Origin of the sequence: Aminobacter sp. DSM 101952 (assembly GCF_001424795.1) — a bacterium.
Lineage (GTDB): Bacteria > Pseudomonadota > Alphaproteobacteria > Rhizobiales > Rhizobiaceae > Aminobacter > Aminobacter aganoensis.
In genome coordinates this window covers 26,525-39,786 of the sequence record NZ_LMCL01000034.1, presented here as the reverse complement: position 1 = coordinate 39,786, position 13,262 = coordinate 26,525, and the positions used below count along the sequence as shown (strand labels likewise).

16 protein-coding genes are annotated in these 13,262 nt (G+C 65.8%); 13 read left to right on the top strand and 3 right to left on the bottom strand.

All coding sequences use genetic code 11. The features are described from left to right. Positions 1–193 precede the first annotated feature (193 nt). From ASC75_RS23115 to ASC75_RS23065, 11 genes are all read left to right on the top strand, one after another. A complete protein-coding gene (locus ASC75_RS23115) occupies positions 194–1,048 on the top strand; it encodes an urease accessory protein UreD (protein WP_055981166.1) in 855 nt (284 codons plus the stop codon). Between the two features lie 15 nt (positions 1,049–1,063). Then, positions 1,064–1,366, top strand: a complete 303-nt coding sequence (locus ASC75_RS23110; protein ID WP_055981164.1) for an urease subunit gamma — start codon at positions 1,064–1,066, stop codon at positions 1,364–1,366. A 7-nt stretch (positions 1,367–1,373) separates the two neighbouring features. Continuing rightward, positions 1,374–1,634, top strand: a complete 261-nt coding sequence (locus ASC75_RS23105) for a DUF1272 domain-containing protein (protein ID WP_055981161.1) — start codon at positions 1,374–1,376, stop codon at positions 1,632–1,634. A gap of 11 nt (positions 1,635–1,645) precedes the next feature. Continuing rightward, positions 1,646–1,951: an urease subunit beta gene (locus tag ASC75_RS23100; protein ID WP_055981158.1), complete on the top strand. Its 306-nt coding sequence runs from the start codon at positions 1,646–1,648 to the stop codon at positions 1,949–1,951. Beyond that, positions 1,951–3,663, top strand: a complete 1,713-nt coding sequence (ureC, locus tag ASC75_RS23095) for an urease subunit alpha (protein ID WP_055981156.1) — start codon at positions 1,951–1,953, stop codon at positions 3,661–3,663. Before ASC75_RS23100 ends, ureC begins: the two co-directional genes overlap by 1 nt. A 161-nt stretch (positions 3,664–3,824) precedes the next feature. Then, positions 3,825–4,370 (top strand): peroxiredoxin, encoded by a 546-nt coding sequence (locus tag ASC75_RS23090; RefSeq protein WP_055981674.1) that lies wholly within the window; start codon positions 3,825–3,827, stop codon positions 4,368–4,370. A gap of 260 nt (positions 4,371–4,630) precedes the next feature. Continuing rightward, positions 4,631–5,197, top strand: coding sequence for an urease accessory protein UreE (locus ASC75_RS23085; RefSeq protein ID WP_055981153.1), 567 nt, complete (start codon positions 4,631–4,633; stop codon positions 5,195–5,197). After that, positions 5,166–5,861 carry an urease accessory protein UreF gene (locus ASC75_RS23080; protein WP_184117417.1) on the top strand — a complete coding sequence of 232 codons (696 nt, stop codon included), beginning with the start codon at positions 5,166–5,168 and terminating at the stop codon, positions 5,859–5,861. Before ASC75_RS23085 ends, ASC75_RS23080 begins: the two co-directional genes overlap by 32 nt. Next, positions 5,858–6,298, top strand: a complete 441-nt coding sequence (locus tag ASC75_RS23075; protein ID WP_055981150.1) for a DUF3995 domain-containing protein — start codon at positions 5,858–5,860, stop codon at positions 6,296–6,298. The genes ASC75_RS23080 and ASC75_RS23075 overlap by 4 nt, the downstream gene beginning before the upstream one ends. Further along, a complete protein-coding gene (ureG, locus tag ASC75_RS23070; RefSeq protein ID WP_055981147.1) occupies positions 6,295–6,921 on the top strand; it encodes an urease accessory protein UreG in 627 nt (208 codons plus the stop codon). The genes ASC75_RS23075 and ureG overlap by 4 nt, the downstream gene beginning before the upstream one ends. 72 nt (positions 6,922–6,993) lie before the next feature. Continuing rightward, complete coding sequence (locus ASC75_RS23065; protein ID WP_055981144.1) at positions 6,994–7,752, top strand: class II aldolase and adducin N-terminal domain-containing protein; 759 nt, start codon at positions 6,994–6,996, stop codon at positions 7,750–7,752. Positions 7,753–8,091: 339 nt separating this feature from the next. Here ASC75_RS23065 and ASC75_RS23060 read toward each other — a convergent pair whose 3' ends face one another. Further along, on the bottom strand, positions 8,092–8,727 hold the full coding sequence (locus ASC75_RS23060) for an HAD family phosphatase (protein ID WP_055981141.1): 636 nt from the start codon (positions 8,725–8,727) through the stop codon (positions 8,092–8,094). Positions 8,728–8,826: 99 nt separating this feature from the next. Continuing rightward, positions 8,827–9,006, bottom strand: a complete 180-nt coding sequence (locus tag ASC75_RS23055) for a hypothetical protein (RefSeq protein ID WP_244487921.1) — start codon at positions 9,004–9,006, stop codon at positions 8,827–8,829. A 132-nt stretch (positions 9,007–9,138) separates the two neighbouring features. On the opposite strand from ASC75_RS23055, the gene gcvA reads away from it, so the two are divergent. Continuing rightward, the gene (gene gcvA / locus ASC75_RS23050; RefSeq protein ID WP_055981136.1) at positions 9,139–10,032 is read left to right on the top strand and encodes a transcriptional regulator GcvA; all 894 of its coding nucleotides are present in this window, start codon (positions 9,139–9,141) and stop codon (positions 10,030–10,032) included. Between the two features lie 184 nt (positions 10,033–10,216). Then, positions 10,217–11,620 (top strand): MATE family efflux transporter, encoded by a 1,404-nt coding sequence (locus ASC75_RS23045; RefSeq protein WP_055981133.1) that lies wholly within the window; start codon positions 10,217–10,219, stop codon positions 11,618–11,620. Positions 11,621–11,655: 35 nt separating this feature from the next. Here the strand turns inward: ASC75_RS23045 and asnB are convergent, their stop codons facing one another. Beyond that, the gene (gene asnB, locus ASC75_RS23040) at positions 11,656–13,176 is read right to left on the bottom strand and encodes an asparagine synthase (glutamine-hydrolyzing) (RefSeq protein WP_082496725.1); all 1,521 of its coding nucleotides are present in this window, start codon (positions 13,174–13,176) and stop codon (positions 11,656–11,658) included. Positions 13,177–13,262: the final 86 nt, after the last annotated feature.

The window sequence follows — 13,262 nt, the reverse complement described above, 5'->3', positions numbered from 1 at the left end:
CCTTCCCCAGAACTCTCTTACACTTGCCGGGCATGCGTCACGCGATTGTCGCGCCGGGCTGGTTGCAAGCCCGAATTGCACTGTTCGCCCCCGAAATGAGCCAAAAAGGCATCCCTCTATAGAAACGGAAACGCCGTGAGGCAACAAGCTATATGTCGACAAACGCGTCGTCTCGGCTAAACCTCAGGGCGTCATGACCTTCAACGCATCCCTATCCGCGGCGGCGGACGCAGCAGCGATTTCCTCGCAACGCGTGGCCGCACGCGCCCGCATCGAGATCGAGCATCGCGCCGGGCGCAGCCGCCTCGCCCGCCTCTACCAGGACGGCGCGGCCAAGATCAGGCTGCCCGACACCGGGGTTGAGCCGCTGGAGGCGGTGCTGATCAACATGGCCGGCGGACTGACCGGCGGCGACCGTATCGGATGGGAGGTCGCCGTCGGTGCCGGCGCACGGGCGTCGATCACCACCCAGGCGTGCGAAAAGGTCTACCGCGCTCTGGCCGGCCGGGCCGAAGTGGACGTACGGCTGACGGTCGGCCAAGGCGGCCGGCTTGCATGGCTGCCGCAGGAGACGATCGTCTTCGACCGCTCGGCCTTCTCGCGTTCGCTCGACGTCGACCTCGCCGCAGGCGCCGAGGCGCTGGTCGTCGAGGCGACGGTCTTCGGCCGCAGCGCCATGGGCGAGCGCGCCAGGAGCGGCCTGTTCCGCGACCGCTGGCGCATCCGCTGCGAGGGAAAACTCGTCCACGCCGAAGAATTTTCGGTCGGCCCCGAGATGGAAACGACGCTCGCCAAACCGGCATCGGCCGGTGGGCGCATCGCCATGGCAACGCTGCTCTTGATCTCCGGCGAAACCGAGGTCTTGGTGGAGCCGGCGCGGCGAATCATCGGCGACGATGGCGGCATCAGCGCTTGGAACGTGGCTGGAACTGGCAAGCTTCTTGCGAGGCTTTACGCCGAGGACGGCTACCAGCTACGTAAACGACTCATGCCCCTGGCCGCCCTGCTCAACGCACAGGCAGGCTTGCCCAGACTGTGGTCACTCTAGGATTTCGGTGCCCGAATGAACCTGACGCCAAGGGAAAAGGACAAGCTCTTGATCGCCATGGCGGCGATGGTGGCGCGCAAGCGGCTCGAACGTGGCGTCAAGCTCAACCATCCCGAGGCGGTGGCGCTGATCTCCGACTTCATCGTCGAGGGCGCGCGCGACGGCCGCCCCGTCGCCGAGCTGATGGAAGCCGGCGCCCATGTCATCACCCGTGCCCAGGTCATGGACGGCATCGCCGAGATGATCCACGACGTCCAGGTGGAAGCCACCTTCCCCGACGGCACCAAGCTGGTCACCGTGCACGAACCCATTCGCTGAGGCCGCCATGCTCGAACTGCGTCCCAACTGCGAATGCTGCGACCGCGACCTGCCGCCCGAAGCCGCCGACGCGGTGATCTGCACCTTCGAATGCACCTTCTGCAGCGACTGCGCGAAAGGTGTGCTGGGCGGCACCTGCCCCAATTGCGGCGGCAATTTCTCCGCCCGGCCGATCCGGCCCACTGCCATGCTTGCGAAATACCCCGCCTCGACCAAGCGCGTGCTGAAAGCCGAAGGCTGCGCGCCATTGCCAAGAAATGCGGCTTGAGGAGCTCCCACATGATCCCCGGCGAAATCATTCCCGCCCCCGGCTCGATCGAGCTCAACAAGGGCCAGCCGACGGTCACGCTCAAGGTCGCCAACACGGGCGACCGGCCGATCCAGGTCGGCAGCCACTATCATTTCTACGAGACCAACAACGGCCTGAAATTCGACCGCGAACAGGCGCGGGGCATGCGGCTCGACATCGCCGCCGGCACCGCCGTGCGCTTCGAGCCCGGCCAGGAACGTGACGTCACGCTGGTGCCGCTCGGCGGCAAGCGCGAGGTCTACGGCTTCCAGAAGAAGGTGATGGGAAAACTCTGATGCCAGCGAAGATCTCCCGTCCCGACTATGCCCGGATGTTCGGCCCGACGGTGGGCGACAAGGTGCGGCTTGCCGACACCGAGCTGTTCATCGAAGTCGAGAACGACTTCACCGTCTATGGCGAGGAGGTGAAGTTCGGCGGCGGCAAGGTCATCCGCGACGGCATGGGCCAGAGCCAGCTCAGCCGCGCCCACGGGGCGATGGACTGCGTCATCACCAATGCGCTGATCCTCGACCACACCGGCATCTACAAGGCCGATGTGGGCCTCAGGGACGGGCGCATCGCCGCCATCGGCAAGGCCGGCAACCCCGACACCCAGCCCGGCGTCACCATCATCATCGGTCCGGGCACCGAGATCATCGCCGGCGAAGGCAAGATCCTGACGGCTGGCGGCATCGACACCCACATCCACTTCATTTCGCCGCAGCAGGTGGACGAGGCGTTGAATTCGGGCGTCACCTGCATGGTCGGCGGCGGCACCGGCCCGGCGCACGGCACGCTCGCCACCACCTGTTCGCCCGGCCCATGGAACATCGCCCGCATCATCCAGGCCTTCGACGGCCTGCCGATGAACATCGGCGTGTTCGGCAAGGGCAATGCCTCGCTGCCGGGCGCACTGGAAGAGATGGTGCTGGCCGGTGCCTGCGGCCTCAAGCTGCACGAGGACTGGGGCTCGACGCCGGCGGCCATCGACACCTGTCTTTCGGTCGCCGACGCCTACGACATCCAGGTGGCGATCCACTCCGACACGCTGAACGAAGGCGGCTTCGTCGAAGACACGGTCGCAGCCTTCAAGGGCCGCACCATCCACTCCTTCCACACCGAAGGTGCCGGCGGCGGCCATGCGCCCGACATCATCAAGGTGTGCCAGTATCCCAACGTCATCCCGGCCTCGACCAACCCGACGCGGCCGTACACGGTCAACACCATCGCCGAGCATCTCGACATGCTGATGGTCTGCCATCATTTGTCGCCGTCGATCCCCGAGGATATCGCCTTCGCCGAGAGCCGCATCCGCAAGGAGACGATCGCGGCGGAAGACATCCTGCACGACCTCGGCGCCTTCTCCGTCATCTCGTCGGACAGCCAGGCCATGGGCCGCGTCGGCGAGATGATCATCCGGACATGGCAGACCGCCGACAAGATGAAGCGCCAGCGCGGCGCATTGCCGGGCGAAAAAGGCGACAACGACAATTTCCGCGCCCGCCGCTACATCGCCAAATACACCATCAACCCGGCCATCGCGCATGGCATGTCGCGCGAGATCGGCTCGATCGAGGTCGGCAAGCGCGCCGATCTCGTGCTGTGGAACCCGGCCTTCTTCGGCGTGAAGCCCGATATGGTGCTGCTCGGCGGCTGGATCGCTACGGCGCCGATGGGCGACCCCAACGGCTCGATTCCCACGCCGCAGCCGAGCCATTTCCGCCCGATGTTCGGCGCCTATGGCAAGGCGCTGACCAACAGCTCGATCACCTTCGTGTCGAAGGCCGGGCTGGAGGGCGGCCTGCGCCAGCGCATCGGCGTGGAAAAGCAGATGGTGGCCGTCGAAAACACCCGCGGCGGCATCGGCAAGCGCTCGATGATCCTCAACGACGCGATGCCCGTGATGGAAGTCGATCCGGAGACCTACGAGGTGCGCGCCGACGGCGAACTGCTCACCTGCGAGCCGGCGACGGTGCTGCCGATGGCGCAGCGCTACTTCCTGTTCTGACGGATTCCTGCCCGTGGGGCAGGCCCGCGACCTGATGCCACGGCGGCAATGCTGGAACAGCCTCCGGCCAATTGTTATCTAGCCTCCGCTAGCAAAAATTCGGCAGGACCACCGAGCCCCAAGATCGGGGGGCTCCTGCCATCTTGGAAATGGAGACATACATGTTCGGGAAGAAAGTTCCTTCCGTCACCTTCCGCACCCGCGTGCGCGACGAGGCCGTCGGCGGCCCCAATCCCTTCCGCTGGGAAGACAAGACCTCGGCCGACTATTTCGACGGCAAGCGCGTCGTGCTGTTCTCGCTGCCGGGCGCCTTCACCCCGACCTGCTCGACCTACCAGCTGCCCGACTTCGAGAAGCTGTTCGGCGAATTCAAGGCCCAGGGCGTCGACGAGATCTACTGCGTGTCGGTCAACGACGCCTTCGTCATGAACGCTTGGGGCAAGTCGCAGAACCTCGACAAGGTGAAGCTGATCCCGGACGGCTCGGGCGAATTCACCCGCAAGATGGGCATGCTGGTTGCCAAGGATAATGTCGGCTTCGGCATGCGCTCGTGGCGCTATGCCGCCGTCATCAACAACGGCCGCATCGAGAAGTGGTTCGAGGAAGAAGGCTTCTCCGACAATTGCGACAGCGATCCCTACGGCGTTTCCTCGCCGCAGAACATTCTTGAAGCTCTGAAGAACGACGACATCGCCGAAGCCGCGTAAGCTCCAGCGCTTTTGCCAAGATCGAACCCCGGCCGCACCCGCGCGCCGGGGTTTTTTCATGGCGAAAGCCACGCTTGGTTGGACAATTGGCGCATTTCGGATGGAGGCACTTTGTCGCCGTCGCCAGCCGCAGCGGGAGATTCCATAGCGTCGTCATCACGGCTACTGTAGTCCATCAGATATTGCGGTTCCGGCGCCTGTTCGACACCATCGCCCGAAGCGTCAAAACCTCGACTTCATGTGAAAGGAACAGAGCTTCAATGCTGCGCGCCTCCCGTTTCATTCGCGCCGAGACCATCCGTGCCGATGCGCAGCGCCCGCTGCCTTTCGACCTTGCCGTGCTTGCCCATGACGAACGCCACATCCGCCGCCGCGCCATCGAACTGGTCCATGGCGACCGCGTGCTGGTCGACCTGCCCGAGCCAGTGGTGCTCGAAACCGGCGATGTGCTGGTGCTCGACGACGGGCGCCACGCCGAGATCTTCGCCGCCCAAGAAGAGCTCTACGAAATCCGCGCCCGCGATGCGGTGCACCTGACGCAGCTCGCGTGGCATATCGGCAACCGCCACCTCGCGGCGGCGATCGAGGCCGACCGCATCCTGATCCTGCGCGACCACGTCATCAAGGCGATGCTCGAAGGCCTGGGTGCCAGGGTCAGCGATGTCCTGGAGCCGTTCGAGACGGTGCGCGGCGCCTATTCCGGCCAGGGCCACGATCACGGACACGGCCATGCCCACGGTCATTCACACGACCACGGGGATCACCACCACGATCACGGCGACCATCACGATCATCATGGCGGCCGCCACCATCACCATCATGACTGAGCCCGCCAAGGGTGCCGCGCTGCTGCGGCTGATGGCGTGGCTGTCGCCGGCATTCCCGGTCGGCGGCTTCTCCTACAGCCATGGCCTCGAACGCGCCGTGAATGACGGGCTTGTTGCCAGCCGCGACGACCTGGCCGTATGGCTGACCGCGCTCGCCGAACTCGGCTCCGGCTGGAACGACACGGTGCTATTCGCGGAAAGCTGGCGCCGCGCCGGCACCGACGGAAACCTTGTCGAAATTGCCGAACTCGCCGAAGCGCTGGCCGGGTCGCGCGAACGACACATGGAAACGATGCTGCAGGGACAGGCCTTCCTCGCCGCCGCCTCGGCCTGGCCGCATCCGGTGCTCGAAAGACTGCCGGCAGAGTGCGCCTATTGCGTTGCCGTAGGCGCGGTTGCAGGGGCCCATGGCGTTGCCCTCGAGGATGGGCTTGCGGCCTGGTTGCAGGCGTTTTCGACCAATCTCGTCCAGGCGGCGATCCGCCTCGGCGTCGTCGGCCAGGTCGCAGCGACGGGCATCATTGCCGGGTTCGAACCGACGGCCCTGACGGTCGCTTCCCGTGCCGCGCGCTCGAGCCTCGACGACCTCGGCTCGGCCGCCATCGCCTCCGACATCGTGGCCATGCGCCACGAAACCCAGCACTCAAGGCTTTTCCGCTCATGACAAACGTCGCCTTCGCGCTCGCCGCGGTGCTCTACCTGCTCACCTCGCTGCACGTCTATTGGGGCCTCGGCGGCGTCTGGCCCGGCACCGACCAGGCCTCCTGCGCCCGGGCCATCGCCGGCTTCCGCGGCATCGACGCCATGCCCACGCCCTTCGCCTGCTTTACGGTTGCCGCCTGCCTGCTGCTGGCGACGCTGTGGCCGCTGGCGCTGGTCGGCGTGTTCGCCACGCCCTTTCCAAGGGAAGGCCTGGCTGCCTCGGCGCTGATGATCGCGCTGGTCTTTCTCGGCCGCGGCATCGCCGGCTTCACCCCGGCATGGCGTCGACTGACGCCGGAAATGCCCTTCGCCCGGCTCGACCGGCTGTATTATTCGCCGCTGTGCCTGTTCATCGGCGCAGGCTTCGCCTTCCTCGCCATCAAGGGATTCCAGCCATGACCTCGAAAAACGGCCCGCTTCGCATCGGCATCGGCGGCCCCGTCGGCTCGGGCAAGACGACGCTGACCGAAAAACTGTGCAAGGCCCTGCGCGACGAATTCTCCATCGCGGTGGTCACCAACGACATCTACACCAAGGAAGACGCGCTGATGCTGGCGCGCCTGCAGGCGCTGCCGGAAGAGCGCATCATGGGCGTGGAGACCGGCGGCTGCCCGCACACCGCCATCCGCGAAGATGCCTCGATCAATCTCCAGGCCATCGCCGAGATGAACCGAAAGTTCCCCGACCTCGACATCGTCTTCATCGAATCGGGCGGCGACAATCTGGCCGCGACCTTCTCGCCCGACCTCGCCGACATCACGCTCTACGTCATTTCGGTCTGCCAGGGCGAGGAGATCCCGCGCAAGGGCGGCCCCGGCATCACCCGCTCCGATTTCCTGGTCATTAACAAGAGCGACCTCGCTCCTTATGTGAACGTCAATCTCGAGGTGATGGAAGGTGACGCCGTCCGCCAGCGCGGCAAGCGCCCGTTCGGCTTCACCGACCTCTCGCGCGGCAAGGGGCTGGAGGCAGTCATCGACTTCATCGTCGACAATGGCGGGCTTGGGCTGGACCAAGCATAAATCGGCCTGAGCGGCGGTTGCCGCACTGGTCATGACACGGCATTCTTCCTCCAGCCAGCGAGGGAGGAAGAGATGGCCGTCACCCAGCTCAAGCAGACCAACCTGCCGTTCTACGAGGAGCGCGTCGACCTTGCCTGCGCCTTCCGCTGGACGGCCAGGCTCAACATGCACGAGGCGGTGGCCAACCACTTCTCTCTCGCCGTCAACGACGATGGCTCAAAGTTCCTGATGAACCCCAACCAGGTTCATTTCTCACGCATCAAGGCGAGCGACCTGCTTCTGATCGACGCCAACGACCCCGAGACCATGACCGGGCCGAACGCGCCGGACCCGACCGCCTGGGGCCTGCATGGCGCCGTCCACCGCAACTGTGCGCACGCGCGCTGCGTCATGCATGTGCATTCGATCCACGCCACCGTGCTCGCCTCGCTCGCCGATTCCACCCTGCCGCCGATCGACCAGAACACGGCGATCTTCTTCCGCCGCCATGTCGTCGACGGGCACTATGGCGGGCTCGCCTTCGAAGAGGAGGGCGAGCGCTGTTCCAGCCTGCTCGCCGACCCCAAGGTCAAGGTGATGATCATGGGCAATCACGGCGGGCTGGTCATCGGCGACAGCGTCGCCGACACCTTCAACCGGCTCTATTATTTCGAGCGCGCCTGCGAGACCTACATCAAGGCCTTGTGGACCGGCCGGCCGCTGCGGACGCTGTCCGACGAGATCGCCGAAAAGGCGGCGCTGGAACAGGAAGACTACCCCGGCCAGGCCGAACGCCACCTCGCCGAGCTCAAGGCCATCCTCGACGAGCAGGAACCGGTCTACCGGAACTGAAAGGCGGGCGGCCTCGCGTAGTGCGCATCATCTGCAACGTAACGGCATGGATCCCCGGGTCTACGCAGTCGCTTCGCTCCTGCTCCGCCCGAGGATGACGAGTTTGGGTGGCGTCACCGCCAATCGCGAACGGTCGTGCATGCGCGGACGGTTCAACGGCTGACGGGTTCGTTGGCTGACAGTTCTCGTATTTTCGGGAGCGACGTTCACGATGTGCGAGGGGCTCCCTCCCTTCGTCATCCTCGGGCGGAGCAGGAGCGAAGCGAACTGCGCAGACCCGGGGACCCATGCCGTGACATCTCCACCAAGACAACCGCCCCAGGCAGGTTCGAAAGCCAGTCACCCCAACCCGAGCAGCGCCCGCACTTCCTCGGCGCTGTGCGCCACCAGCGCGCCGGGCGGGCCGTCGATCCTGTCCTGCGGCCAGAAGATGGTGCGCATGCCGGCGGCGACGCCGGCGATGGCGCCGGTGACGCTGTCTTCCATCACCGCGGTATCTGCCGGGTCGATGCCGGTCAGCCAGGCGGCGCGCAGATAGGGCTCGGGATCGGGCTTGCCGTTGCGCACGTCATTGCGGCTGATGGTCTTCATCACCGGCTCGTGAAGGCCGACGGCCCGCAGGTTGACGTCGACCACCATACGGTCGGAATTCGAGACGATCGCCTGGGTCACGCCCCTGGCCTTGAGATCGCGGAAAATCTCCATCGCGCCCTCGCGCGGCAGGAGGCCCGGCGCGTGCCCCATATAGTGGGCGTATTTCAGGTTGATCCAGTCGTCGAATTCGAGGCCGAGGCCGAACTGCTCGCGCAGCACCTCATAGACCGGCCGCGCCGCCTGACCGACGACACGAGCGTGCAGGTCGACCGGCGGCTCGACGCCGGCGCTGCGCAGTGCGGCGACCAGCGATTGCTCATGCAGCGGCTCGCTGTCGATCAGCGTGCCGTCCATATCCCAGTACACTGCCTTCGGTGTCATCTGACCGGTCCTCGTTCACCCCCTTGCTCATAGGAGCTTTGGCGGCGGAAATGAACCGTTCATATGACCTTCGAGGACACATGCGCATGCGTCCGGGCTTCAGAGGCGCCGGCCGCAGGGGTTGTTGCCGTCGAGAAAGCCGACGTCGCGCTTGAGGTGGTCGGAAAGGTCCCTGGCATCGAGGACACGGCGCCGGGAACGCACGCCGAAGGCGGCAGCCAGCCTTGCCGTCCAGCTGATCTGCTCGCAATGGACAAGACTTGCCTGTAGCGTGGCCATGATCGTCATCCTTATGAGATGCTTGAAGATTGCTGATGCGTTGGCCTACATATTGGTTTGTAATGATTGGCATTTCCAATCGAACGTCGATCACGACCCATTAAGAGCCCTTATGCATAGGATGCCCTGGGCATGAGCCTGCAACTGCCGCCGCTGACGGCGCTACGGGTCTTCGAGGCTGCCGCGCGCCATGGCAGCTTCACCAAGGCCGCGGCCGAACTCGGCATGACCCAGGCGGCGGTGAGCTACCAGATCAAGCTGCTGGAGGAGCGGGTCGGCACGCCGCTGTTCCTGAGGAAACCCAGGCAGGTGGTGCTGACCGAAACCGGCAGCCGCCTTGCGCCGGCCGTCAGCGACGCCTTCGACATACTGGGCGAAGCCTATGCCGCGGCGCGCGCCGGATCGGGCGGCACATTGTGCATCTCCACCGTGCTGACCTTCGCCTCCAACTGGCTGGCGCGGCATATCGGCTCGTTCCAGATGCGCCACCCCGCCATTGCCGTGCGGCTCGACACCTCCAGCCATATGGTCGATTTCGCGCGCGAGGAGGTCGACATCGGCATCCGCTCGGGAGACGGCGCATGGCCGGGCCTTGTCGCCCACCTGCTTTTCCGCGCCCAGTACACGCCGATGCTCAGCCCACGCCTCGCCGACAGCATCGGCGGGGTGAAGGAGCCGGCCGACCTGCTCAAGCTCCGCATCCTCGATCCGACGGATGTCTGGTGGAAGCGCTGGTTCGAACTGGCGAACGTGCCGATCGACAGTCTCGAAGGGCGACCCGACACCTCGATGGGCTCGCAGGCCTATGAGGCGAACGCGGCGATGGCCGGCCAGGGCGTTGCGATCCTGACGCAGAAATTCTTCACCAACGAAATCGCCGAGGGCCGGCTCATCCAGCCCTTCGACATCGTCGGCGACGACGGCCATGCCTACTGGCTGGTCTATCCCGAAGCGCGCCGCAACGTGCCCAAGATCCGCGCCTTCCGCGAGTGGATCCTGCCCGAAATCGCCGACTTCGGCGGCTGAACGGCAGCGCCGTGCGCCGCCACTCGACGTCCTGCTGGCTCAATGCTTGGCCGCCCTGACGGCTTGCCACACCGGGCGGTTTGCTTCAAAAGCGGACCACGGCGAGGCAAAATCGGGTGTTTTGAGGCCGAATCGCACGATATCTGCGGCATTTCTCGCGATATCGGCACGAAAGACGGAAAACATGTCTGCGATCGAAACCGGCGCGCAATCACCGGCCAGTCCTTGGCGTGGCGAGCTCCGCGCAATGCTGGCGCTGGCCTGGCCGATGATCCTCACCAACCTGGCGCAAACCGCCATGACCGCCACCGACGTGATGATGCTCGGCCGGCTGGGGCCTGATGCGCTTGCCGCTGGCGCGCTCGGCTCGAACCTCTATTTCGCGCCGCTGATCTTCGGGCTCGGCCTGATGTACGCGACATCGCCGATGATGGCGGCCGAACTCGGCCGCAAGGCCCATTCGGTGCGCGATGTCCGCCGCACCGTTCGCCAGGGCCTGTGGCTGGCGGTCCTGATCTCGATCCCCATCTGGGCCCTGCTGTGGTACACCGAGGCGATCCTGCTCGTCATGGGCCAGGACCCCAAGCTCGCCGAACAGGCCGGCATCTATGTCCACCACCTGCAATGGGCGGCGCTGCCGTTCTTCGGCTACATCGTCCTGCGCTCGTTCATCTCGGCGCTCGAGCGTCCCGGCTGGGCGCTGGTCATCATGGCGGTGGCGGTCGCAGCCAACGCGCTCGGCAACTGGCTGCTGGTGTTCGGCAAATGGGGCTTCCCCGAGATGGGCATCGCCGGCTCCGGTCTTGCCACCAGCATTGCCAGTGCCATGATGTTCGTCGGCATGGCCGTGGTGGTGATGACCGAGAAGAAATTCCGCCGCTACCGGCTGTTCGGGCGCTTCTGGCGGGCCGACTGGCCGCGTTTCATGGCCTTGCTCAAGCTCGGCGCGCCGATCTCCGGCATCCTCGCCTTCGAGGTCACCATCTTCAATGCCGCCGCCTTCCTGATGGGGCTGATCAACTCGGCTTCGCTCGCGGCGCACGCCATCGCCATCCAGATCTGTGCGGTGACCTTCATGATCCCGCTCGGGCTCGGCCAGGCCGTCACCGTGCGCGTCGGGCTGGCCTTCGGCGCCAGGGACCATGACGGCATCACCCGTGCCGGCTGGACGGCCTATGTGCTCGGCGTCGGCTTCATGGCGTTGATGGCGATGGTGATGGTGTTCTGGCCGCACCTGCTGATTTCGGCCTTCATCGACATCAGTGACCCGGCCAACGCCCAGGTCATCGGCCTGGCGGTCAGCTTCCTGGTGTTCGCGGCGCTGTTCCAGGTGGTCGACGGCGCCCAGGCGGTGTCGGCGGGCCAGTTGCGCGGGCTGCAGGACACGACGGTGCCGATGATCCTCGCCGCCATCGGCTATTGGGGCGTGGGCCTGCCGCTTGGCATCGTCCTTGCTTTCCATTTCGGCTTCGAGGGCCGCGGCATCTGGATCGGCCTTTTCTCCGGCCTCGCCGTGGTTTCGGTGCTGCTGTTGTGGCGCTGGCTCAGGCGCGAGAAACTCGGCCTGATGGACAAGCAGGTAATCTGACGGACGAGTGATCCGGCAGGCGCCGCGCCTGCCGGCTAGGCCACCGCCATCGCGACGCGGTTCGATTCCCACTTGCCCGCCGCCATCATGATGCGGTCGGGATCGACATAGCTTTGCCGCAGCAGGCTTTCATAGACCGCGCCCTCGGCGGCGCGGTCTAGCGGCCCGGCCGCGCCGGTCATCGCCTGCAACGCCTCGCCCAGCGCCGCCACTGCGCCGGAGCCTTCATCGAACTGCGCCTTCTTGCGCCAGACCAGGTCATGCGGCAGCAGATCGGCGCAGGCCTTGCGCAGGATCCATTTTTCCGTCGTCGGCCCTGTGCTCTCTGGCGAGGCCGGGTCGGTGCGCCTCAGCTTCAGCGTCGCCGGAATGCTCTGGGCGAAGTCGATCAGCTCGCGGTCGAGGAAGGGCGTGCGCGCCTCCAGGCTCTCGGCCATGGTGACGCGATCGACGCGCTGGAGGTTGATGTTGTGCATGGTGCCCAGCGACCGCGTCAGCTCGTCGGCCAGCTCGCGCGGCCGGTCGACATAGGCGTGGTGGTAGGTGTAGCCGGCAAACAGCTCGTCGGCGCCCTCGCCGGTCAGCACCGCCTTGACATGGCGCCGCGCCAGCCGGGCGGCGAAATGGGTCGGCACCGCCGAGCGCACCAGATCGATGTCGGCGCTTTCGAGATGGTAGATGACATGCGGCAGCACAGCCGCGACCTGTTCCGGCGTAAACGCATGCTCGAAATGCTCGGTGCCGAGGTGGTCGGCGACGCGGCGCGCGGCGATGAGATCGGGGCTGCCGGCCAGGCCGACGGAAAACGTCTTCAGCCGTTTCGGCAACTGCCGGGCGGCGATCGCCGCGATGATCGAGCTGTCCAGCCCGCCCGACAGGAACGAACCGACCTCGACGTCCGCCACCATCCACTTGGCCACCGCTTCTTCCAGCACCAGCCGCAGCTCGCGCCAGGTCAGTTCCTCGCTGATTCCGGGTTCGGCATCCGCCGCGCCGTGCGGCATGCGATACCAGCGCCGCATGCCGCCCTGGCTGTCGAACATGGCGCCGGGTTCGAGCGCCTCGATCCTGGCGACATCGACACCATCGAAGGCCTTGAGCTCTGAGGCGAAGGCAAGCCCTTCGCCGATATGGGCGACATAAAGCGGCTTGATGCCGAGCGGGTCGCGGGCGGCGACGATGCGATCCGGCGTCGCCAGCACGAAGGCGAACATGCCGTCGAGCCGCGACACCCAGCGCAGCGCGTTCCTACGGAAAAGATGCAGCACCGTCTCGCTGTCGCTGCGGGTCTGGAAGGCGCTCTCGCCGAGGATCGCCCTGAGGTCGGTGTGATTGTAGATCTCGCCGTTGACGACCAGGATGTTGTCGCCCTGGTAGATCGGCTGGGCACCGTTTTCGGGACCGATGATGGCAAGCCGGGCATGCGCCATCACGACAGGGATATTCCTGGGTCGCACCACCTCCAGCGCGTCGGGCCCGCGGTGCTCCATCTTGCGGATCATCCGCGACGCCAGCGCCTCGTCGTCGAGGTTCCAGAGGCACACAAATCCGCACATGGCGCTTCGCTCCCGCATGGCCGCCGGGTGTCTGGTCGGCATGTAAGCGATGCTAGGAGCGGCAGCCGCCTGGCGCGACAACCAGG

What these genes read in the sequence shown, in the direction of transcription:
- ureC (WP_055981156.1), top strand. Translation starts at nt 1,951, where the DNA reads ATGCCAGCGAAGATCTCCCGTCCCGACTATGCCCGGATGTTCGGCCCG.
- ASC75_RS23045 (WP_055981133.1), top strand. Translation starts at nt 10,217, where the DNA reads ATGTCTGCGATCGAAACCGGCGCGCAATCACCGGCCAGTCCTTGGCGT.
- ASC75_RS23090 (WP_055981674.1), top strand. Translation starts at nt 3,825, where the DNA reads ATGTTCGGGAAGAAAGTTCCTTCCGTCACCTTCCGCACCCGCGTGCGC.
- ASC75_RS23100 (WP_055981158.1), top strand. Translation starts at nt 1,646, where the DNA reads ATGATCCCCGGCGAAATCATTCCCGCCCCCGGCTCGATCGAGCTCAAC.
- ASC75_RS23080 (WP_184117417.1), top strand. Translation starts at nt 5,166, where the DNA reads ATGGCGGCCGCCACCATCACCATCATGACTGAGCCCGCCAAGGGTGCC.
- ASC75_RS23115 (WP_055981166.1), top strand. Translation starts at nt 194, where the DNA reads ATGACCTTCAACGCATCCCTATCCGCGGCGGCGGACGCAGCAGCGATT.
- asnB (WP_082496725.1), bottom strand. Translation starts at nt 13,176, where the DNA reads ATGTGCGGATTTGTGTGCCTCTGGAACCTCGACGACGAGGCGCTGGCG.
- ASC75_RS23075 (WP_055981150.1), top strand. Translation starts at nt 5,858, where the DNA reads ATGACAAACGTCGCCTTCGCGCTCGCCGCGGTGCTCTACCTGCTCACC.
- ASC75_RS23065 (WP_055981144.1), top strand. Translation starts at nt 6,994, where the DNA reads ATGGCCGTCACCCAGCTCAAGCAGACCAACCTGCCGTTCTACGAGGAG.
- gcvA (WP_055981136.1), top strand. Translation starts at nt 9,139, where the DNA reads ATGAGCCTGCAACTGCCGCCGCTGACGGCGCTACGGGTCTTCGAGGCT.
- ASC75_RS23055 (WP_244487921.1), bottom strand. Translation starts at nt 9,006, where the DNA reads ATGGCCACGCTACAGGCAAGTCTTGTCCATTGCGAGCAGATCAGCTGG.
- ASC75_RS23085 (WP_055981153.1), top strand. Translation starts at nt 4,631, where the DNA reads ATGCTGCGCGCCTCCCGTTTCATTCGCGCCGAGACCATCCGTGCCGAT.
- ASC75_RS23060 (WP_055981141.1), bottom strand. Translation starts at nt 8,727, where the DNA reads ATGACACCGAAGGCAGTGTACTGGGATATGGACGGCACGCTGATCGAC.
- ASC75_RS23105 (WP_055981161.1), top strand. Translation starts at nt 1,374, where the DNA reads ATGCTCGAACTGCGTCCCAACTGCGAATGCTGCGACCGCGACCTGCCG.
- ASC75_RS23110 (WP_055981164.1), top strand. Translation starts at nt 1,064, where the DNA reads ATGAACCTGACGCCAAGGGAAAAGGACAAGCTCTTGATCGCCATGGCG.
- ureG (WP_055981147.1), top strand. Translation starts at nt 6,295, where the DNA reads ATGACCTCGAAAAACGGCCCGCTTCGCATCGGCATCGGCGGCCCCGTC.